Annotated in this window: 20 protein-coding genes and 1 pseudogene; 15 read left to right on the top strand and 6 right to left on the bottom strand. The window is 55.6% G+C overall.

Annotated elements, in window-relative coordinates; genetic code table 11:
* The first annotated feature begins 22 nt into the window (after positions 1–22).
* From OKF39_RS06745 to OKF39_RS06730, 4 genes are all read left to right on the top strand, one after another.
* A complete protein-coding gene (locus tag OKF39_RS06745; RefSeq protein ID WP_219258558.1) occupies positions 23–577 on the top strand; it encodes an RNA polymerase sigma factor in 555 nt (184 codons plus the stop codon).
* Entirely contained in the window at positions 574–1,221 is a 648-nt protein-coding gene (locus OKF39_RS06740; protein WP_028012274.1) for an anti-sigma factor, read from the top strand. The genes OKF39_RS06745 and OKF39_RS06740 overlap by 4 nt, the downstream gene beginning before the upstream one ends.
* Positions 1,222–1,493: 272 nt before the next feature.
* Positions 1,494–2,234 carry an SDR family oxidoreductase gene (locus OKF39_RS06735; RefSeq protein WP_063154746.1) on the top strand — a complete coding sequence of 247 codons (741 nt, stop codon included), beginning with the start codon at positions 1,494–1,496 and terminating at the stop codon, positions 2,232–2,234.
* A gap of 33 nt (positions 2,235–2,267) precedes the next feature.
* The gene (locus OKF39_RS06730; RefSeq protein WP_479983605.1) at positions 2,268–3,962 is read left to right on the top strand and encodes a thiamine pyrophosphate-binding protein; all 1,695 of its coding nucleotides are present in this window, start codon (positions 2,268–2,270) and stop codon (positions 3,960–3,962) included.
* Between the two features lie 32 nt (positions 3,963–3,994).
* On the opposite strand, the gene OKF39_RS06725 is transcribed toward OKF39_RS06730, so the two are convergent.
* The gene (locus OKF39_RS06725) at positions 3,995–4,693 is read right to left on the bottom strand and encodes a GNAT family N-acetyltransferase (protein ID WP_100170638.1); all 699 of its coding nucleotides are present in this window, start codon (positions 4,691–4,693) and stop codon (positions 3,995–3,997) included.
* Between the two features lie 200 nt (positions 4,694–4,893).
* On the opposite strand from OKF39_RS06725, the gene OKF39_RS06720 reads away from it, so the two are divergent.
* The 5 genes from OKF39_RS06720 to OKF39_RS06700 all read left to right on the top strand — a co-directional run bounded on the left by OKF39_RS06720 (position 4,894) and on the right by OKF39_RS06700 (position 9,897).
* Complete coding sequence (locus OKF39_RS06720) at positions 4,894–6,462, top strand: ABC transporter substrate-binding protein (protein ID WP_479983604.1); 1,569 nt, start codon at positions 4,894–4,896, stop codon at positions 6,460–6,462.
* 68 nt (positions 6,463–6,530) lie between these two features.
* Positions 6,531–7,544: an ABC transporter permease gene (locus tag OKF39_RS06715; RefSeq protein WP_479983603.1), complete on the top strand. Its 1,014-nt coding sequence runs from the start codon at positions 6,531–6,533 to the stop codon at positions 7,542–7,544.
* The gene (locus OKF39_RS06710) at positions 7,544–8,377 is read left to right on the top strand and encodes an ABC transporter permease (protein WP_048998938.1); all 834 of its coding nucleotides are present in this window, start codon (positions 7,544–7,546) and stop codon (positions 8,375–8,377) included. The genes OKF39_RS06715 and OKF39_RS06710 overlap by 1 nt, the downstream gene beginning before the upstream one ends.
* Positions 8,370–9,206, top strand: coding sequence for an ABC transporter ATP-binding protein (locus OKF39_RS06705; protein ID WP_047367679.1), 837 nt, complete (start codon positions 8,370–8,372; stop codon positions 9,204–9,206). The genes OKF39_RS06710 and OKF39_RS06705 overlap by 8 nt, the downstream gene beginning before the upstream one ends.
* Positions 9,193–9,897: an ABC transporter ATP-binding protein gene (locus OKF39_RS06700; RefSeq protein WP_047367678.1), complete on the top strand. Its 705-nt coding sequence runs from the start codon at positions 9,193–9,195 to the stop codon at positions 9,895–9,897. Before OKF39_RS06705 ends, OKF39_RS06700 begins: the two co-directional genes overlap by 14 nt.
* Positions 9,898–9,940: 43 nt before the next feature.
* Here the strand turns inward: OKF39_RS06700 and OKF39_RS06695 are convergent, their stop codons facing one another.
* The 4 genes from OKF39_RS06695 to budA form a co-directional block, all read right to left on the bottom strand.
* Positions 9,941–10,414, bottom strand: a complete 474-nt coding sequence (locus OKF39_RS06695) for a cold-shock protein (RefSeq protein WP_028012266.1) — start codon at positions 10,412–10,414, stop codon at positions 9,941–9,943.
* A 131-nt stretch (positions 10,415–10,545) separates the two neighbouring features.
* Positions 10,546–11,316, bottom strand: coding sequence for a (S)-acetoin forming diacetyl reductase (locus OKF39_RS06690; RefSeq protein WP_045631532.1), 771 nt, complete (start codon positions 11,314–11,316; stop codon positions 10,546–10,548).
* Positions 11,317–11,336: 20 nt separating this feature from the next.
* Positions 11,337–12,971 (bottom strand): acetolactate synthase AlsS, encoded by a 1,635-nt coding sequence (alsS, locus tag OKF39_RS06685; protein ID WP_226837420.1) that lies wholly within the window; start codon positions 12,969–12,971, stop codon positions 11,337–11,339.
* A gap of 58 nt (positions 12,972–13,029) precedes the next feature.
* On the bottom strand, positions 13,030–13,809 hold the full coding sequence (gene budA, locus OKF39_RS06680; protein ID WP_479983798.1) for an acetolactate decarboxylase: 780 nt from the start codon (positions 13,807–13,809) through the stop codon (positions 13,030–13,032).
* A 105-nt stretch (positions 13,810–13,914) separates the two neighbouring features.
* Between budA and OKF39_RS06675 the strand changes: the two genes are divergently transcribed.
* The 3 genes from OKF39_RS06675 to OKF39_RS06665 all read left to right on the top strand — a co-directional run bounded on the left by OKF39_RS06675 (position 13,915) and on the right by OKF39_RS06665 (position 15,641).
* The gene (locus tag OKF39_RS06675) at positions 13,915–14,796 is read left to right on the top strand and encodes a LysR family transcriptional regulator (protein WP_063449439.1); all 882 of its coding nucleotides are present in this window, start codon (positions 13,915–13,917) and stop codon (positions 14,794–14,796) included.
* A 297-nt stretch (positions 14,797–15,093) separates the two neighbouring features.
* On the top strand, positions 15,094–15,159 hold the full coding sequence (locus OKF39_RS06670) for a hypothetical protein (protein ID WP_230122858.1): 66 nt from the start codon (positions 15,094–15,096) through the stop codon (positions 15,157–15,159).
* Between the two features lie 26 nt (positions 15,160–15,185).
* Positions 15,186–15,641, top strand: a complete 456-nt coding sequence (locus OKF39_RS06665; RefSeq protein ID WP_479425642.1) for a hypothetical protein — start codon at positions 15,186–15,188, stop codon at positions 15,639–15,641.
* A gap of 227 nt (positions 15,642–15,868) precedes the next feature.
* Here OKF39_RS06665 and OKF39_RS06660 read toward each other — a convergent pair whose 3' ends face one another.
* Positions 15,869–17,425 (bottom strand): P-loop ATPase, Sll1717 family, encoded by a 1,557-nt coding sequence (locus OKF39_RS06660; RefSeq protein WP_479983602.1) that lies wholly within the window; start codon positions 17,423–17,425, stop codon positions 15,869–15,871.
* A 511-nt stretch (positions 17,426–17,936) separates the two neighbouring features.
* Here OKF39_RS06660 and OKF39_RS06655 point away from each other — a divergent pair.
* The 3 genes and pseudogenes from OKF39_RS06655 to OKF39_RS06645 all read left to right on the top strand — a co-directional run bounded on the left by OKF39_RS06655 (position 17,937) and on the right by OKF39_RS06645 (position 19,421).
* Positions 17,937–18,248: pseudogene (locus OKF39_RS06655) on the top strand (type II toxin-antitoxin system HigB family toxin).
* Positions 18,245–18,664: a helix-turn-helix domain-containing protein gene (locus OKF39_RS06650; RefSeq protein WP_063942770.1), complete on the top strand. Its 420-nt coding sequence runs from the start codon at positions 18,245–18,247 to the stop codon at positions 18,662–18,664. The pseudogene OKF39_RS06655 and the gene OKF39_RS06650 overlap by 4 nt, the downstream one beginning before the upstream one ends.
* Before the next feature lie 322 nt (positions 18,665–18,986).
* Positions 18,987–19,421 carry a hypothetical protein gene (locus OKF39_RS06645; protein WP_479983601.1) on the top strand — a complete coding sequence of 145 codons (435 nt, stop codon included), beginning with the start codon at positions 18,987–18,989 and terminating at the stop codon, positions 19,419–19,421.
* The last annotated feature ends 15 nt before the right edge of the window (positions 19,422–19,436 follow it).

Here is a 19,436-nt window from a genome sequence, read left to right as displayed (position 1 = left end):
GACGTTACCTTCCGGGAAAAACATGGATAACGCGCTGACAGAACAGCAGCAGAAATTAATGCAGGCGGTCGCAAACGGCGATCGCCGCGCATTTGAACAACTCTATCGACTCACTTCGCCACACCTGTTTGCCGTCGCGCTGCGCATGCTGCGCGACCGCGCGTGGGCAGAAGAGATCCTTCACGACTGTTTTATCACCGTCTGGAGTAAAGCCGAAACCTACAACGCTGCACTGAGCACCCCGATGACCTGGCTTACGCATATTGTTCGCAATCGCTGTATTGACTGGCTGCGCAGCGGGCAAACCCGCGCTGCCGACCGCGAGTCGCCGTATAACGAAGCGCTTTTGCCCGGCGAGAACGATGAGCAGAATAACTGGCACGACGATGCGCAGGCAGAGCGGCTCAGGCATTGTCTCGAACATTTGAGCAGCGAGCAGCGCCAGAGCATTACGCTCGCCTACTATCAGGGAATGTCTCACAGCGACATTGCCGACTGGCTCCAGCAGCCTGTAGGCTCGGTGAAAAGCTGGATACGTCGGGCAATGGACCATCTTCGGGAGTGCGTGGGGCTATGAATGACGCAGAAAAACGCGACGACATGCTGGCAGCAGAGTATGCCCTCGGCACGCTGCGGGGAGGAGCACGGCTTCAGTTCCAGAAAAGGGTCCTCCGTGAACCGGCTCTGGCCGCCCGCGTGGCGTACTGGCAGGACATGTTCAGCACGCTGGATAGTCATCTTGTGCCCGTCCCTCCACCCGAGACGGTGTGGAAAAGAATCGCCCTCGACCTGCCGCCCAAAAAGCCTTTACGCCAAAGTCGGCCTTATCTCGGCTGGATGGTTGCGGCCTCACTCGCCGCCCTGACGGTCGTTGCCTGGTATGCCACCCGAGCCCCGGAACTCGCTCCGCTGATGGTACTCAACGATGCCCAACAGCACGGGCAGTGGGTCGTCAGCGCGGACGCCAGCCGCCAGCACCTGAGCATTGCCCCGCTTCGACCGACAGCTGTCGCCGCGCAACACAGCCTGCAGCTTTGGCTGATCCCAGGCGGGCAGGCGCCGGTATCCATGGGGCTGCTGCATAACGACATCCCCACACGCGTCACCCTCAGGAACGCAACGCTCCCTGCTGACGCCACGATAGCCATAAGCCTTGAACCAGAGGGCGGATCGCCCACCGGCCTCCCCACAGGCCCGGTGCTTTACAGTGGCAAACTGTAATCCTCAGGCCCTGTTTGCAGGGCCGTCATCGTCCCCCCTTTTATTTATATAATATTCTCGGTTACCTATAAGAATTAAATATTAGGCCTGCAATTAATTTAATTATTAAAAAACGACATTGACAGACGCTTCCGTACTCCATTAAGTTTTAAACGAACATCATTTTATTCCCGATACAGAATATATCAAAAACCGCATTAATGAATTTGTCATTATTCATTAACGCTTCTCTGCCTTTTATTTTTTGCATCACTCAATAGCGAGATAAGATCATGAATATTAGTGCAAACAAGGTGGTTGTCATCACCGGTGCCAGCAGCGGTATTGGTCAGGCCATTGCCCTCCATTTAGCGAATAACGCGTTTTCGCTGGTGCTGGTGGCGCGCCGTCTGGACAGAATTAATGCCCTGGTGGATCAGATTATTCAACAGGGCGGCAAGGCGATTGCCGTAAAGGCTGACGTGACCCGTCAGGAAGAGGTGCAGCGCGCGATTGACGCTGCCGTTGCCGCATACCAGCGCGTGGATGTGGTGATCAATAACGCGGGCTTTATGGCCATCGCCCCCCTCAGCGAGCTGAAAACCGACGAATGGGACAAGATGATTGATACCAATCTGAAGGGCGTGCTGTACGGCATCGCTGCCGCGCTCCCGGTGTTCCAGCGTCAGGGCAGCGGGCATTTTATTAACGTTGCCTCCGTTGCGGGCATCAAGGTGCTGGCCCCTGGCGGCGTGGTGTATAGCGCCACGAAATTCGCCGTCCGCGCGCTGAGCGAAGGCTTACGTCAGGAGGCAGGTAAAACTATCCGCACGACGCTTATTTCGCCCGGTGCCGTCGAAAGCGAACTGCAATTCGGCAGCTCTGACGAAGAGAGTAAAAAATTTCTCCATGAGTTTTATAAGCAGGCTATTCCGGCTGACGCAGTTGCCCGCGCGGTTTTATTTGCCATAGAACAGCCTGGCGACGTTGATATTAATGAAATTGTTGTGCGTCCAACGCAGGAAGAATTTTAGCCTGCGTTAAATAATGCTGAATGAGGTGTCATTATGATTAAATCATTAACGTCCTTATCAGATCTCAATATGCGAACGGGTGCCGATATTCTTCTTGAAGTGCTGGAGAGTGAAGGCGTGGAATATATTTTTGGCAACCCCGGCACCACCGAACTTCCGCTCATTGATGCCCTGCTTCGCCATGAAAATATTCACTATATTCTGGCGCTTCAGGAGAGCACCGTGGTGGCGATTGCCGACGGCTATGCGAAAGCCTCCGGCAAAACGGGCTTTATCAATTTGCATACCGCCAGCGGCCTTGGGCACGGTATGGGGAATCTCATTAATTCGCGGATTATGAAAACCCCGCTGGTGGTGACCGTTGGACAGCAGGATACGCGACACTACGTCCGCGACCCGCTTCTGTATGATGATATTGTTTCCATCGGCTCTCCGATCATGAAGTGGGCGCAGGAGGTCACCAGCGCCGACCAGCTCCCGGTGCTGGTGCGCCGCGCGTTTCACGCTGCCAGCTATCCTCCTGGCGGCCCGGTGCTGCTCTCCCTGCCGATGAACGTGATGGAAGAGCTGAGCGACGCCGGGATACAGACGGCGTCGAGAGTAAACTACCACACCGTTGCGGGCTCGCTGGACGAGCTGGCGGAGGCGCTCAGCGAGATCGCGCCGGGCAGGATCATGATTGTGGCGGGCGACGAGGTGCACTCCAGCGGCTCGACGCAGGAAATTGTCCAGCTGGCGGAAGCGCTCGGCGCCCACGTCTACGGCTCCTCCTGGCCGCTGAATTTGCCATTTCCCACCCAGCACGCGCTCTGGCGGGGCAATATGCCCACCACCGCCAGCGAAATCGCCAGCATCGTCAATGCCTATGACGCCGTGTTTATCATCGGCGGCAGAAGCCTGATCACCATTCTCTACAGCGAAGGGGACGCGATTCCGGGCTCGTGCGCTGTCTACCAGCTCTCCGCCGACATGAACGAGCTGGGTCGCACCTATGCCACCCGACTCTCGGTGATGGGGGATATCAAACTTTCCCTGAAGGCGCTCTTACCGCTGCTTGAGCAACGTCTGGTGGCAGGCAAACTGATCCATCAGCAGTTGCTTAAAACGGCACTCAGCGAACGTGAAAAAGAGTGGCAGCAGCAGGAAGAACGTCTGTCGGCAGAGCGGCTGCGCCCGCATATTTCGCCGATGGTCGCAGCCTTTGAAGTCATTAAATCCATTCCGCCGGGTATCACCATCGTTGATGAGGCGATAGCGACCGCCAGGCATGTCCGCCGGTTCATCTCTGACCAGCAGCATCAGCGCTACTACTTTATGCGCGGCGGCGGACTGGGCTGGGGGATGCCTGCCTCCGTGGGGCATTCGCTGGGACGCGGACAGGAGCCGGTGGTCTGCCTGATCGGCGACGGGGCCTCCCTGTACTCGCCGCAGGCACTCTGGACGGCAGCACACGAAAATCTGCCGGTCACCTTTATCGTCATGAATAACAGGGAGTACAACATCCTGAAAAACTTTATGAAGAGCCAGGCCGACTACAGCTCAACGCGGCTGGGCCGTTTTATCGGGATGGACCTCGTGAACCCGCATATCGATTTTCAGTCGCTGGCCACCGCCATGGGCGTCCACTGCTGCCGGGTGACCGAGGCGGCGGATATCGCCGAAGCGGTAACGCGCGGCCTGCAGTCCGGAAAAACCAACCTGATTGAAATCGCGATTTCCGCGGATTAGCCGCGTGGTTGGGCTGTACCCTACATAAAAACTTATAACCGAAACGCCTCAAGCCGCTTTATTTGCCGTCCTTCCTCGTCAAAATTCGCCGCCGCCAGCCAGGCGCGCAGCTCCGCGTCTCTTTGCGGCCATTCGCCGTCAATAATAGAAAGCATATCGCTGTCACGGTTGCGGCCTTTCCGCACCAGCCGCTGGCGTAAGCGCCCTTCCCAGACGAATCCAAGCCGCTCCGCGGCGCTGCGCGATGCGGTATTCATCGAGTCGCACTTCCACTCCAGCCGTCGGTATTTGTGGTCAAAGGCGTTTTTCAGCAGCAGCCACACCGCCTCGGTGCCGATGCGGGTGCCTTTCATCCTGCGCGACCAGGTGACGTGGCCGATCTCCACCGAGCCCTGAAAGCGCTCGATCGCCATATAGCTCACCAGCCCGACCGCCTTTTCAGTGCGTAAATCCATCACGGCGAAGGGCACCAGATCATCATCCATCACCTTTCCGGACACCCAGTGTGCGGTGGCTTCCACGCTTTCAGGCCGGTTGCTGGCAAGCCACGTCCAGTCGCTGTCGTCGCCCAGCGCGTAGGCTTCAAAGAGATCCGCCGCGTGACGCCCGGCGTCCAGCGGCTCAAGACGGCAATACTGGCCGGTCAGCGCCGTGCGGGTTAATACCTGCGCGCACTTCCAGTCCGGGACAAGATCGTTAACGGTTTGACCATATTGATTGATTTCGGGCACGGGGGTGACTCCCTGAAAGGTAAGGATTTTGTTATAGCAGGTTAAAAGGGCGGCGAAAAGAGAGGCGTTTAATAACCAGGCCGCATGCGATATATCCGCATGGCATAAGCAAAGCAGAATTTCGACTTTGAAGAAATGTGGAGTCGACCTAACGTAGCGGAGCATAAAACAATCACAATATATTCTTCTCAGGGATCGCTATGACAAAAAAACTGTTGCCGTTACTGATGCTGGCTGCGCTCTCAGGCGCGACCCATGCCGCTACGCCGCCGACGACGCTGGTGGTTGCTCAGGGTCTTGATGACATCGTGAGCCTCGACCCGGCCGAAGCCAACGAGCTCTCCAGCATCCAGACCGTGCCGAGCCTGTACCAGCGTCTGGTGCAGCCGGACCGCGATAATCCGGAAAAAATCACGCCGGTTCTGGCAGAAAGCTGGGACGCGGATGCGGCAGCAAAAACCCTGACCATCAAGCTTAAACCCGATGCAAAATTCGCCTCCGGCAACCCGCTGCGCCCGGAAGACGTGATTTTCTCTTATACCCGCGCCGTGACGCTGAACAAATCCCCGGCCTTTATCCTCAACGTGCTGGGCTGGGACGCGAGCAACATCGCCAGCCAGCTGAAAAAGGTGGACGATCATACTCTCCAGCTTCACTGGACGGCGGACGTTAGCCCCTCGGTGGCGCTGAATATCCTCTCCACGCCGATAGCCTCCATCGTCGATGAAAAGCAGGTCGCGGCAAACGTCAAGGATAACGACTTCGGCAACGCCTGGCTGAAAATACACTCGGCGGGCAGCGGCGCGTTCAAAATGCGCGTCTATCAGCCGCATCAGGCCATCGTGCTGGAAGCCAACGATTCCGCTCCCGGCGGCGCGCCGAAGCTCAAAAGCATCATCATTAAAAACGTTCCCGATCCGGCTTCACGCCGCCTGCTGATCCAGCAGGGGGATGCGGATGTCGCGCGCGATCTGGGTGCAGACCAGATTAGCGCTCTGGACGGCAAGCCGGGCGTGAAGGTGCTGAGCATTCCGTCCGCCGAGCAGAATTACCTGGTGTTTAACACCGGCAACAGCGCCAATCCGCTGCTGAACAACCCGGCGTTCTGGGAAGCGTCGCGCTGGCTGGTCGACTATGACGGCATCACTAAAAACCTGCTGAAAGGCCAGTATTTTGTTCACCAGAGCTTCCTGCCGGTCGGCCTGCCGGGCGCGCTGGAAGACAATCCGTTTAAATTTGATCCGGCAAAAGCGAAGGCAATCCTCGCCAAAGCGGGCATTAAGGACGCGCACTTCACGCTGGACGTGGAGAACAAGCCGCCGTTTATCACTATTGCCCAGTCGATGCAGGCGACCTTTGCTCAGGGTGGCGTGAAGGTGGATCTGCTGCCTGCCGCCGGGAGCCAGGTCTATGCCCGCGTGCGTGCTAAGCAGCATCAGGCGGCGATTCGTCTGTGGATCCCGGACTACTTCGATGCGCACTCAAACGCCAGCGCCTTCGCGTGGAACGACGGGAAGTCCAGCACCGTGGCCGGTCTGAACGGCTGGAAAATCCCGGAGCTGAACAAGGCCACGCTGGCGGCGGTTGCCGAACCGGATCCGGCGAAGCGTCTGGATCTGTACAAGAAGATGCAGGAACAGCTGCAGCAGAGCTCGCCGTACGTGTTCGTCGATCAGGGCAAAACCCAGATCGCGGTGCGCGATAACGTGAAGGGATATCAGCAGGGGCTGAACGCGGATATGGTCTGGTACGATCGCGTCACGAAGTAGCCCTTGTCCTTCTCCCTCTCCCGTGGGAGAGGGGTCGTCCGTGCATATTTTCTGGATAACGATTTCCCATGCCGCATCTTTCCACCCGCGTGCTTCAGGGTCTGCTGACCCTGCTGCTGACGCTCTTCGGGCTGCTGCTCATCACGTTTGCGCTTTCGGCGTTTTCCCCGGTCGATCGCGTGCTGCAGATCGTCGGGGATCACGCCAGCCAGTCAACGTACGATCAGGTTCGCCACCAGCTCGGGCTGGATCGTCCCCTGCCCGTACAGTTCTGGCACTACCTGCAAAATCTCGCCCAAGGTGATTTAGGCACCGCCAGCGCCACCGGGCAGCCGGTGCTGCAGGATCTGCTGCACGCCTTTCCCGCGACGCTGGAGCTGGCGACGTTGGCGTTAATCATTGGGTCCGTGCTCGGCGTGACGGCCGGTGTGCTGTGCGCCCGCTACGCCGGTTCGCCGCTCGATGTCGCGATCAGAACGCTCACCCTGCTCGGCAACTCGGTGCCGATTTTCTGGCTTGGCCTGCTGATGCTGGCCCTGTTCTACGCGAAGCTGCAGTGGAGCGTAGGCCCCGGCAGGCTGGACGATATCTGGCAGTTCACCGTCGAGCCGCGCACCGGCTTTGCGCTGATAGACACCTGGCTTTCCGGCGATCGCGAGGCATTCCGCAACGCCATCAGCCACCTGGTGCTGCCGGTGCTGCTGCTGGCCTATTACTCGCTGGCAAGCATTACCCGTCTGACCCGCTCGGCCTGCCTCAGCGAAATGAACAAGGAGTACATCCTGCTTGCCCGCGCCAAGGGTGCCGGGGAGATGGCCATTCTGCTGCGCCACGTGCTGCCGAACATTCGCAGCACCCTGCTGACGGTGATCGCCCTGGCCTATACCAGCATGCTGGAAGGTGCGGTATTAACCGAAACCGTGTTCTCGTGGCCGGGCATCGGACGCTATCTCACCACCGCCCTGTTCGCCGGAGACACGACCGCGGTTATGGGCGGTACGCTGCTGATTGGCGTCTGCTTTGTACTGATCAATAACCTTACCGACCTGCTTGTGCGGGCGACCGATCCCAGGGTGCGCTGATGCCGTTTTATCTCTTCTTACGCCGCCTGCGCCGCTCCCCTGCCGCCGTTTGCGGACTGATTGGCCTCGCGCTGCTGGTGTTTATTGCCCTGTTCGCGCCCTGGCTGGCGCCGGTAGATCCGAACTGGCAGGACGCTGCCGCGCGCCTGGAGGCACCTGGCGCCCAGCACTGGCTGGGCACCGATAGCTACGGGCGCGATCTGCTCTCGCGCCTGATTTACGGCACCCGTCCGGCGCTCGGGCTGGTGGCCCTGGTGACGGTCATTACCCTGCCCGCCGGGCTGCTGGTGGGCATTTTGTCCGGCTACTACGGCGGCTGGGTGGAGCGTATCCTGATGCGCTTTACCGACGTGGTGATGTCGATGCCGCGCCTGATCCTCGCCTTCGCGTTTGTGGCGATGCTTGGCCCGGGGCTGGTCAACGGCGCGCTGGCGCTGGCCTTAACCACCTGGCCTGCCTACGCGCGTCAGGCGCGGAGCGAGATTCAGCGTCTGCGCCACAGCGATTATCTGGCCGCCGCGGAGATGATGGGGATCCGCGGCCTGCGCCTGTTGGTCGGCCATATTCTGCCCCTGTGCCTGCCGTCCGCGATTGTGCGGCTGGCGCTGGATCTGGCGGGGATTATTCTGGCCGCCGCCGGTCTCGGCTTCCTCGGCCTTGGCGCGCGTCCGCCCATGGCCGAATGGGGGGCGATGATTGCCGACGGCATGCAGGTGATTTTCGACCAGTGGTGGATTGCCGCCATTCCGGGCGGCGCCATCCTGTTTGCCAGCCTGGCGTTTAACCTGCTGGGCGATGGCCTGCGCGACGTACTGGAGCCACAGCATGACTGAACACCGCGTTATCGTCGATGCGCTGAATATCGACTACCCCGCCGCGCGCGTGGTCAACAACCTGAGCTTTCGGCTTGGCAACGAGCGGCTGGCGCTGGTGGGAGAATCCGGCTCCGGTAAGTCGATGTCCGCCCGCGCCCTGATGGGTCTGGTGCGTAAACCCGGTATCGTGAGCGCGAACCGGCTTAACGTGCTTGGCAACGATCTGCTGACCCTGAACGCCCGCCGCTGGCAGGCGCTGCGCGGCAACGGGATTGCGATGGTCCTGCAGGACCCGCGCTACGCCCTAAACCCCGTGAAAAGCGTCGCCGCCCAGCTTGATGAGGCGCTCACGCTGCATCAGCGCCTGACGCGCCCGGAGCGTGCGGCGCGCATTCACGACATCATCCGCGCCGTCGGGCTGAACGAGAACGTGCTGTCACGCTATCCCGGCGAGCTTTCCGGGGGCATGGGCCAGCGGGTGATGATTGCGATTGCGCTGATCAACAATCCGCAGGTGCTGATTGCCGACGAACCGACCTCCGCGCTGGACGCCCGCCTGCGCAATCAGATCCTCGAGCTGCTGGTGCAGCAGTGCGAAGAACGCCAGATGGCGATGCTGTTAATCAGCCACGATCTGCCGCTGGTGGCGGAGCACTGCGACCGCGTGCTGGTGATGTATCAGGGTGAAAAGGTCGATGAGATGGCGGCGAACCGGCTCCCGCAGGCGACGCATCCGTACACGCGCACCCTGTGGACCTGTCGTCCAGACGCCCATACTTATGGACAGATGCTGCCGACGCTCGATCGTTCGCAGCCGTGGAAGGAGGCCAGCGATGGCGCTCGTTGAGGTTAACCAGGTGCAGGTCACCTTCGGGGAAAAAACGGCGGTCTCTGCCGCCAGCTTTAGCATAGAGAGAGGCGAGACGTTCAGCCTGATTGGCGAATCCGGCTGCGGCAAATCGACCCTTCTGCGCGTGCTGGCAGGGCTACAGCGCGAGTGGCGCGGCAGTATTGCCCTGCTGGGGGAAACGTTAACGCCAGGGCGCCGCTTTGAAGGCAAGCTTCGCCGCAACGTGCAGATGGTGTTTCAGGATCCGTGGGCCTCGCTGCATCCAAACCACACCATTGCGCGCACCCTGTCGGAGCCGTTAAGCCTACACGGCGAAACGCAGGTTGCGGAAAAGGTGGCGGATGCGCTGCAGCAGGTGGGACTTTCCGCCGACGCGGGCAGGCGCTACCCGCACCAGCTTTCCGGCGGCCAGCGCCAGCGCGTTGCCATTGCCCGGGCGCTGCTGCTGCGCCCGCAGCTTCTGCTGCTGGATGAACCGACCTCGGCGCTGGATATGTCGGTGCAGGCGGAAATCCTGAACCTGCTTAACCGCCTGAAGGCCGAGCATGAGATGACCTATCTGCTGGTGAGCCACGACGCGGACGTGATTGCCCATATGTCCGACCGGGCAGCGTTTATGGCGCACGGGGCGATTCAGAAGGTGTTTGACCGTGAGGCGATGTTACGGGGCGAGCACAGAATGGGTTAAGTTTTGCAGGCCGGGTAAGGCATCGCCGCCACCCGGCAAACCATCACTTCAGCAGCTTCACCGTGGCATCAATGTCGATTTCATCTTCGGTAAAGATCATCGTCGTGTTCTGGAAGGTGGTGATCGCCAGCTTCTTCACCGTGCGCATTTCGCCCGGCTTCTTGTCGGATTTTGGTTTGATGCTGTTCATCAGTAGCCCCACCGACAGCACCGCGTTCTCTTTGTCGATTTTGGTCTCAACGGGCTCTTCTTCGCTGAATACCACGAAGGATTTGATCGAGGTGAGCTTCACGCGCTCGCCCGCGATATAGAGATGCTTGCTCTCCGGGATCACCTTCACCGCGTAGGCGGAGAGGCCTTTGTTGTTGGTGGTTGGCTCGAAGGTCACCGCAGCGTCTTTTTTAATCAGATCGGGGTTCGCGACCTTAATCACATGAAAATAGCGGTTGTCGCCGTTTTCATCTTTGATAAATCCGAAGCCTTTATCTTTAAACCACGTTGTGATTGTACCGTTCATCGCTGTTACCGCCTGTCAGATCGTAATGACTAAAGTTTTGCAGCGCGCAGTGTAATGCACAATGGCGGAGGAGACAAAAAAAAGCCCCTGCTCGGAGGCAGGGGAAAACTCATGTCAGAGCTTATTAGAATTTAGTTGAACACCATCCCACCATCGATGAGCAGAGACTGGCCGGTCATATAGTCAGAGTCTGGCCCGGCAAGATATGAAACGCAGGCGGCAACATCTTCCGGTTCGGACAGGCGGCCAAGCGTAATGCGTTTGGCAAAGGTCTCGGTCCCGTAGCCGAGCGGTTTACCCGCCGCCTCGGAGACCTGACGGTCGATCTCCGCCCACATCGGCGTTTTAACGATGCCCGGGCAGTAGGCGTTAACGGTGATCCCCAGCGGAGCAAGATCCCGTGCGGCGGTCTGGGTTAAGCCGCGCACCGCAAATTTACTGGAACTGTAGACGGCCAGCTCCGGGTTGCCGGTATGCCCCGCCTGTGAGCAGGCGTTGATGATTTTGCCGCCGTGTCCCTCTTTGCGGAACGCGTCAATCGCGGCCTGAATGCCCCAGATCACCCCTTTCACGTTGATGTTGTAGACCTTGTCGACAATCTCCGGCGTGATGGATTCGATCGGCGTGGACGGCGCCACCCCGGCGTTGTTGACGATAACGTTGAAGCCGCCCAGTTCGGTGCGGGCTTTCTCCACGGCCGCAAACACCTGCTCGCGGTCAGAGACGTCCACCTTCACGGCGACAGCCTTCCCGCCGCTGCGGGTGATTTCATCGGCAACCGCTTTCGCCGTCTCTTCGTTGTAATCGGCGATAGCGACGGCAAAACCATCCTTCACCAGACGAAGCGCGATCGCTTTGCCAATCCCCTGGCCGGAGCCGGTTACGAGAGCCACTTTTTGCATTTCTCTGTCCTTATGTTGATTCACAAAATCTGGCTGAGATGGAGCTGGCCCATCAGCAGCGGGTTATCGCTGTAGTCGACGGGAATGGCCACCACTGCCGGGCCATCGACATCCATTGCGGCACGCAGCGTCGGTTCGAGCGCGTCGGCACTCTCGACGGCAAAACCTTTTGCGCCGAACGCGTCGGCATAGGCTTTGAAATCGACCGGGCCGAACTCCACGCCGGAAAGACGCTGGTATTTTTTCTCTTCCTGAATGGCAACCATGTTGTAGGCGTTATCCACCCAGATGATGTGCAGCACGTTGGCGTTGAGGCGTACGGCGGTTTCCAGCTCCATGCTCGACTGCAAAAAGCCGCCGTCCCCGGAGACCGACACCACCTTGCGCCCCGGATTGACCAGCCACGCGCCAATCGCCCACGGCAGCGCCACGCCCATGGTCTGCTGACCGTTGGAGATCATCACCTGACGCGCGCGGAAGCTGTAGAGGTAGCGGGCGATCCAGATGTGGAAGCTGCCCATATCGACGGTAAGCGTCACGTCGTTGTTCACGATGTCCTGCATGGCGCGCACGATGCGCAGCGGATGCAGGGCAAACTGGTTAAGCGATGCGCCGCGACGGTCGAGGAGGTCCCGCTGATGCTGGCGATCGACCAGAATTTCCGAGGCGCGCTGGCTCAGTTCAAGCTTGTGCTCAATGCGGCTGGCGAGCAGGTTCAGCGTGGCGGCGATATCCCCCACCAGCTCCAGATCGGGAACATACTTGCGCTCCTCATAGGCGGGCAGCACGTCAATGTGCACCAGCGTGGCGTCGCCGCTGTTCCACATGGACGGCTCGTATTCCACCGGGCTGTAGCCGATGCAGATAATCAGATCCGCCAGATGCAGCAGCCGGTCGCCCGCCTGGTTGTTAAACAGGCCGACGCGTCCGGCGAAGCGGGTGAAGTGCTCCTGATTGACCGCCCCGGCGGCCTGATAGGTGCTGGTGACCGGAATGCGGCTTTTCTCCAGCAGCTTGCGCAGCGCGGCGCTGTTGGCGGGCTGGCTGGCCATCAGGCCGAGTAAGATGACCGGGTTTTTGGCCTTTTCGATAAGCTTCGCCACGTCGTTAATCGCTGACTCCGGTGCCGGGCCCATCAGCGCAGGACCGCTGGCGGGCAAAATCGCCCCCGTGGTGGGCTGGTCGACAATATCCTGCGGCAGGCTGACAAACGCCCCGCCCGGTCTGCCGTGCTCGGCGGCGCGAAACGCGTTGGACACCACCTCGGCAATCGCGTCCGGGGAGTTCACTTCCACGGCGTATTTCGTCACCGGGCTGAACATTGCGACAGTGTCCATGCTCTGATGCACCAGCTTGGCTTTATCCGCCCGCTTCACCGCCCCGCCCAGCGCTACCACCGGGTCGCCTTCGCTGTTGGCGGTGGCAATACCGGTGATCAGGTTTGAACAGCCCGGTCCGGAGGTCACCAGTGCCACCCCGGCTTTGCCGGTCAGACGCCCCACTGCCGCCGCCATAAATGCCGCGTTGGCCTCGTGGCGTACGGGAATGATCTCGATGGAGGAGTCCAGCAGGGAGTCAAAAACCTTGTCGATTTTTGCGCCCGGGATCCCGAACACCTGCTTCACGCCCTGCGCTTCCAGCTGGCCGACAACCATATCGGCGCCGTGCGCCCACTGACGTGACTGTTTCTCACTGTTCACGGTAGTACTCCTGTTAGTTTTCAACGGCGCGGATAGCCGCATCAAGGTTGCTGGGGTGCAGATTGGCCTCTAAAAACGCGCTGTCGGCGGGCAGGTCGATCATCAGCTTGTGAATTTCACCGAAGGTGAGCACGCCGCTTTCCAGCTGGTAATCGAGCAGATGGCCGCCGCCCTGTCGATCGTCGGTGATGAAGTGTTCGTGATAGCCCGCCACGTTTATCCCCTGCATATGCTGCGGGGTACGGAACCCCACCAGCACGCCCTCGCGCTGGTTAAAGCGGAACACCGGCTGGTCGTCCAGCACGTCGGTCATCGCCCGATACGGCGGCGTCTGGCGCGGAACGGTGCGGGTGTGGGCATGGCGGAAGTTGCCGTCGATGCGCAGCGCGCAGAACAGGTTATCGGAGGGGATCTGCTGGTCGATCACGTCGTGGATCTGCTGACGGCTGACCGGCCCGTCGAAAGTTTTGCGGTACTGGGGCTGGAACCAGGTCATTACCGCGAACGGCGTTTTCTGCTCCGGCTTCGCGGCGCGGGCGCTGCCGTCGGCGCGCAGCTGGTATACCTGGCTGCTGAAGGCAATCATTTCGCCGTCCAGCTCGTTAAAGGTGCCGAGACCAAAATCGCCGTGTGCCAGCAGGTCAGCGATGGTGGTCTCCCCTTCGTAGACGCCGCTTAGCAGGGCGCTCATTAGCGATGTCTGATAGATCACGCTGTCAGGGTGTTGAGCCGAAAACCCGCGCAGGGTCTCGCATAAACTCGCCTCACAGTCGCATGCAGATGAATGCATCATCATGCTCGTCCTCTTCAACTTTATTTATAAAGGTTAAATAAATGTTGACCCGATTCAGCAGAGAGTTCCAATATAGAATCCATGCTGGTTTGAGACGTTTTTGATATGGAACTTCGTTATCTGCGCTATTTTGTCGCGGTAGCACGCGAGCGACACTTCACCAGGGCGGCCAACGCGCTGGGTATTTCACAACCTCCTCTGAGCCAGCAGATCAAACGGCTTGAGGAGGAAGTGGGCACGCCGCTGTTCAGGCGCCTGACGCGGGGCGTGGAGCTGACCGAGGCGGGAGAAGCCTTCTATGAGGACGCCTGTAAAATCCTGGCGCTGAGCGACGCCGCGCTGGAGAAAGCCCGGGGCATCGCGCGCGGGCTGAACGGCAATCTGTCGATTGGCATCACCAGCTCCGACGCTTTCCATCCCAAAATCTTCGCCCTGATTCGCCAGTTTCAGGTGCAGAACATGGCAGTGCAGGTTCACCAGGTGGAAGCCAACATGTCCTCGCTGACCACGATGCTGGCGGAGGGGGAGCTGGATATCGCCTTTGTGCGCCTGCCGTGCGAGAGCAGCAAGGTGTTCGAATTAAAAATCCTCGACCGGGAGCCAATGGTGGTGGCGCTGCATCGCGATCATCCCCTGGCGACGTGCGGCGATCTGGCGCTGGAGGAACTTCGGGATACGCCGGTGGTGCTGTTCCCGCAGGAGGTCGCACCGGGGCTGTACGACCGCGTTTACGGCAGCTGCGAGCGCGCCGGAATCGATATGCAGCACATGCTGCAATCTTCACAACTTTCCTCTTCCCTGAGCATGGTCTCCGCCGGCGGCGGGTTCGCGCTGGTGCCGAAATCCATGGCCGCTATTTCGCCGCCGAATGTCACCTACCATGCACTGCGCTCGCCAGAGCTTTATACCGATATCGCGCTCTGCTGGCGGCGCTTTGAGCGTTCGCGGACGGTGAAGCGGTTTCTGGCGATGATGAGCGAAGGGTAAGCGGGCCTACGGTTCGTGTCGCGGGTGGTTTTTTTTGTAGGCCGGGTCAGGCGTAGCCGCCACCCGGCAATGCCGTTCTGGAAGCCGCCTCGCAAACCTGCAAGCAACCTTATGTAATTCAGGGTTATCCCTTTTCATCCCTTCTTCGCAGTTTTAAAGTGCCTGCGTTGCGGCACATCCGCAGCCGGGCGTAGGAACCCGTTAGCATAAAGCGATATTTTTTGTCGCGGCAGCGCATATCCCGTTAGAATCACGGTGGCGCTGGCGGAGCAGCCGAAAGGCTGGCCGTTTTTCTTTATGCACGGTATTCCTACCTCCGTCAGCGCTACCCCCTCTGAGCGTAGGAACTCATCGGGCGGTTAATATTTTTTGCATAAAGAGGATGCCTTATGGCTACTATCCCTGGATTTTCTTACGCGCTTACTGAAGAAAGCGCTCTTCATCACCTTCTCCACCTGCAACTGCCTGAGTCTGCGGATCTCTTTGAACTCGCTGATGCCTGCACTGCATATGTGAGCGTGCTGGTTGAAACGGACGACGCGGTGACTTTTGCCACCCTTTGCGAGCGACTGCTGGCTGCGCTGAAACGGCTGCGCAAGAGTTGTGACTCAGAACTTCCGCCGTATTTGGTTGAACGGCTCATTGCGGGGGAAAAGATCGCCTCCTGCGTGCCGGAATGCTGGCAAGAAACGGCGCTACAGGTGGATTATGCCGTGGCGTTAACGCTGGCGGTAATGGGCGGGACGTTGTCTGCGAGCGTGGCGAAAGAACTGACCGGGCTGCTGCATGATATGGTCTGGCTGTTGGCGGAGTTTGTGAAAGAGCCTTATATAACGGCGCACTAAGGCGGGTGATGGGAGGCCGGAATACTGCTAGTCAGAAGCAGGATTTCGGCCTTGTGCAAAATACAATTTTGTTTGTTGAATATCCTTTAAGAGCTAAGAGCAGACCTTTCTTTTCAAATATCAAATACGCTATTCGCGTGGGCACGCTTAGTATCGGATTGAAACACTGCGCGATCTTTTTATATGACAAGCCTCCACATGACCAATAGCTGAAACATTTTTATATATTATCTATTAAACAGTGGATGAATGATAAATGTCCTTTTCATATCGGTTATATCTAAGTTTGGCTTATCAAAAGATGAGTATATAATCAGCGAGCTTGTTTTTTTGATTCCGATTACTCCAACAGTGAACCAAACCTTAAGTAGCTCCTCAAAGTTCATTATTATCTTCATATGATGTTCATCTTCTTGATTGTTTGCCAGCCTATCAAAGATATGCTGCGATATTTTCTCTTTATCTACTAGAGGAAGTATGGGTAAGTCAAACTCTGATATTGATAACAACGATAAAGCATCCAAATATTCCTCTATAAACGGATAAATACTTTTCCATTCGGTCACCAAAGCTCTTTTCCTTGAAGAATAATATTTTTCTTCGGCAACCATAATTATGTCCTCATTTAAATTAACTATACCATCGCACTCCGAAAGACATATGTTTACAAAATTTATAGCATCACGTGGCCTCAACATAGTTCTGTCTAGGATATAATCATCCGCTCCTATTCCATTGACGTGAAATCCAAATATATCTTTCATTGTTACAAGCTTCGAAGCTTGATATCTATTTTTTACTAAGTAATTAATTCTAGCGTCAATAATCTCTCTTATTTCTGTTTTATTCCATGAAATGGAATATATTAGAGATTGATCTTTTTCATCTTGCCTCAAACTACTCCTATAAATTCCCATAAGAATATCAGTCCTGATGGAAATAAGAACTTTAACTGACTTTATATCTAATAATTCTCTGAATGCCTCAAGAAGGGCATTGATAAAATCATATCTTATAACACTCGTACTTAACCAAGATTTATCTAAATCATCTATACTTATAACTATTCTAACTTGCTGCGAATCTGCAAACTCTTCCTTGAGGATTTTAATTAATTCTTTTTGTTTAAAGAGCAGCTCTCTACTTACGTAACTTGATGTTTCAGATTGAATTTTCGTTGCATCCGCATTACTGAGCTTACCACCTATATTTAATCCAGAACCTCCAATTTTTAAAGATAAATCGCTTTCCAGCTTATTACTTATTTCAACCAACGATTTGTCATTAAAAAAGTTCTCACGAAACTGTTCAATGTATTCATTAGCCACTTCTGGTTTATAAGGTCTTTTCTTCCCTCCAATTAAAGCTTTTACTTCATCAAAAAAGCTTTGATATGATGACCTATAGACTGCTGGGATAACCTTCATAAGCAAAACATGCAACCAAAGTGATTTATAAAAGCCTCTTAAATCTATCCCTTTTAATATTAAATCGGAAATAAAAACATTATTATTAATATGTTCAAAAATTGTATTTTCCGCTTCAATTGTATCATGAATCTTTATATTCCCTTTACTTAGTATTTTTTTTAGCAATGCAGATTTACCACTTCCCGTACGACCTACAATTATTCTTCTTGTGAAGTCTGGATTTTTTTCTGAAGAATCAAAATTAATTATTCCTTTAAACACATTTGATTCATAAAAGCATGAGTCAAGATAAGAATCTGTTTCAGCTTCTAACTTGCCAATCTCATCATTATTTCTGAATTTGTAGGAGTTCATATTTTGTTAGCTCCAAGTATTTTAGTTAAGGTGTAATTTTTCTTAAAACATTACATAAAGTGCTTTTAGATACTGATCACTATGGTCTAACTAGGTCTAATCATCTAATTTAATCATAAAAAAAATAACGTATGTTTTAGTCCACTTTACTTTATTGGTAGTTTGTCTTTACTTCCCCCATTAACAAACATAGTACAACTTCCGTTTCTAGCACGGTTGCCGCCCCCACCAATCACACTTTTCTATACTGTATTGATAACAATACAATCATCCACCATGCACACTATGTGTGATAGCAATTCCTGAATTCACCACGCAAATCAAACAAATCCCCCAAACCAAGCCATACCAGGCACCTTAATCTCTCACCACCATCACCTAAAAGTTCTGCACTCAATAAACGAGTTTCATTGTGACAAGCATGTAGAGAATTCACTCCCATCTCAGTTTCCAAATCGTCAACACACCATCCACCAACTATAATGTTTCCAGTCTAGAAACAAGGACAGCGATGCACGTAATCTCAAGAGCGCCTTTCGACACGGTCACCGGACAATTTCCTAATCAAGTACTCGCCCTGCACGATCTTTAGTGGGTATTAAAAAAGTAACACTACCCATCACCAGACGACATGCGAAAGCGCTTCCCCAGTCCGGACAGGATGAAATACCGGGAAAAATGGTGGGTCATTAATGTGGGAGGCGGGCATTTAAGAGTGATGTTTTTTGCTGATTTTGAGCGGGGAAAGATCTTCATCAAACACATCAGCACTCACGCAAACTATGACAAGCTCACGGATTACTACCGGAGAACGAAAGAATGAATTATGCAGCAGCCATCAAAGCGGCAAACGCTCTGACAAACGAGCTCCCTTTCCTGGGTTCAAGCCCGTCGCGACAAGACTACGAGGATGCGCTGGCACTGGTGGAGTATCTGATCGAGCACGACCCCGATAATCCGCTGGTAGACATGCTCACCGCCAAAATCGATAAATACGAAAATGAATCCCCGGAGTTTGCCGAATTTAACGCGCGTATTGCCAGCATTCCGTCAGGCGTTGCGTTATTGCGAACGCTGATGGATCAGTACCAACTCACTCAGAGCGATTTCGAGAACGAGATTGGTAAGAAGTCTCTGGTGAGTCGGATCCTGAACGGACAGCGCACGTTGACTCTGGATCATATGCGGGCGCTGGCGAAGCGTTTTGGTTTGCCAGTGAGTGCGTTTGTGGGGAATTGAGCGAGAACAGACTCTTTGTTCCCTATCCGTGATCTGTTTGATATCTGCTATTAAAAAATTTTAACAAATCAACAGGGGCAATATTTGCAGTCCACGGTTGAAAATTCCGGCTTTCATAATCCGCATCAACAAAAATGTATCTATTTCATATACCTGTTGCGACAACATTGACGGGATTTTTTATAAACGATAACGTCCCCCTGTCATTTAACTTTCTGTAATAGAAGAATTTATTAGGATTTTCTTAAATGGAGTTTAAGCAAATGTCTATAACCGTTTATATATGGTGCAAAAACGATGTCGGCGAGCGGGGAATAGCGCGATGAAATACTCAATCGTTCTGTTGCTATCGGCTCTCACCGTCCCAGCCATTGCAGCCAGCACTGACTGGCCATCAGCACTAAATGGAATCGCCTCTGGTGATGTAAACTGGATAGCGCAAGCCCCAACGCTGGCTGCCACGGCAGACGTCAAACAGGCGCAACAGCTGGAGGACGCCTTAGCCGCAGCGCTCATAACAAACACGAACGCAACGCTGAAAGCGCTCCGCACCATTGACGCTGGAAAGTGGCCGCACATGGTAGGCAGCGATATTGTCTGCACGCCGCCTTTAGAGAAATCCCCCGAAGAAATCGACGCGTTCTATCAGCGTACCCGCCAGGCGCTGCTGGAAACGTTTGACGGTGCTCAGTGCCTCTGGATTCTGGAGGCAACCATGGAAGAGGTGAAAGCAGAGAAAGCCCGTCAGGCTAAGTAGAGACGCTACCCGGCG

The organism is Enterobacter cloacae complex sp. HYC042_NIDB (genome assembly GCF_056673315.1).
The sequence above is the reverse complement of the archived record's forward strand: the minus strand, read 5'-3'. Positions and strand labels throughout refer to the sequence as shown.

Coding starts and splice junctions, on each gene's coding strand:
- OKF39_RS06645 (WP_479983601.1), top strand. CDS start 18,987: ATGAAATACTCAATCGTTCTGTTGCTATCGGCTCTCACCGTCCCAGCC.
- OKF39_RS06720 (WP_479983604.1), top strand. CDS start 4,894: ATGACAAAAAAACTGTTGCCGTTACTGATGCTGGCTGCGCTCTCAGGC.
- OKF39_RS06740 (WP_028012274.1), top strand. CDS start 574: ATGAATGACGCAGAAAAACGCGACGACATGCTGGCAGCAGAGTATGCC.
- OKF39_RS06705 (WP_047367679.1), top strand. CDS start 8,370: ATGACTGAACACCGCGTTATCGTCGATGCGCTGAATATCGACTACCCC.
- OKF39_RS06675 (WP_063449439.1), top strand. CDS start 13,915: ATGGAACTTCGTTATCTGCGCTATTTTGTCGCGGTAGCACGCGAGCGA.
- OKF39_RS06735 (WP_063154746.1), top strand. CDS start 1,494: ATGAATATTAGTGCAAACAAGGTGGTTGTCATCACCGGTGCCAGCAGC.
- OKF39_RS06695 (WP_028012266.1), bottom strand. CDS start 10,414: ATGAACGGTACAATCACAACGTGGTTTAAAGATAAAGGCTTCGGATTT.
- OKF39_RS06690 (WP_045631532.1), bottom strand. CDS start 11,316: ATGCAAAAAGTGGCTCTCGTAACCGGCTCCGGCCAGGGGATTGGCAAA.
- OKF39_RS06650 (WP_063942770.1), top strand. CDS start 18,245: ATGAATTATGCAGCAGCCATCAAAGCGGCAAACGCTCTGACAAACGAG.
- OKF39_RS06710 (WP_048998938.1), top strand. CDS start 7,544: ATGCCGTTTTATCTCTTCTTACGCCGCCTGCGCCGCTCCCCTGCCGCC.
- OKF39_RS06700 (WP_047367678.1), top strand. CDS start 9,193: ATGGCGCTCGTTGAGGTTAACCAGGTGCAGGTCACCTTCGGGGAAAAA.
- OKF39_RS06665 (WP_479425642.1), top strand. CDS start 15,186: ATGGCTACTATCCCTGGATTTTCTTACGCGCTTACTGAAGAAAGCGCT.
- OKF39_RS06730 (WP_479983605.1), top strand. CDS start 2,268: ATGATTAAATCATTAACGTCCTTATCAGATCTCAATATGCGAACGGGT.
- OKF39_RS06660 (WP_479983602.1), bottom strand. CDS start 17,425: ATGAACTCCTACAAATTCAGAAATAATGATGAGATTGGCAAGTTAGAA.
- alsS (WP_226837420.1), bottom strand. CDS start 12,971: ATGGTTGTCGGCCAGCTGGAAGCGCAGGGCGTGAAGCAGGTGTTCGGG.
- OKF39_RS06715 (WP_479983603.1), top strand. CDS start 6,531: ATGCCGCATCTTTCCACCCGCGTGCTTCAGGGTCTGCTGACCCTGCTG.
- OKF39_RS06745 (WP_219258558.1), top strand. CDS start 23: ATGGATAACGCGCTGACAGAACAGCAGCAGAAATTAATGCAGGCGGTC.
- budA (WP_479983798.1), bottom strand. CDS start 13,809: ATGATGCATTCATCTGCATGCGACTGTGAGGCGAGTTTATGCGAGACC.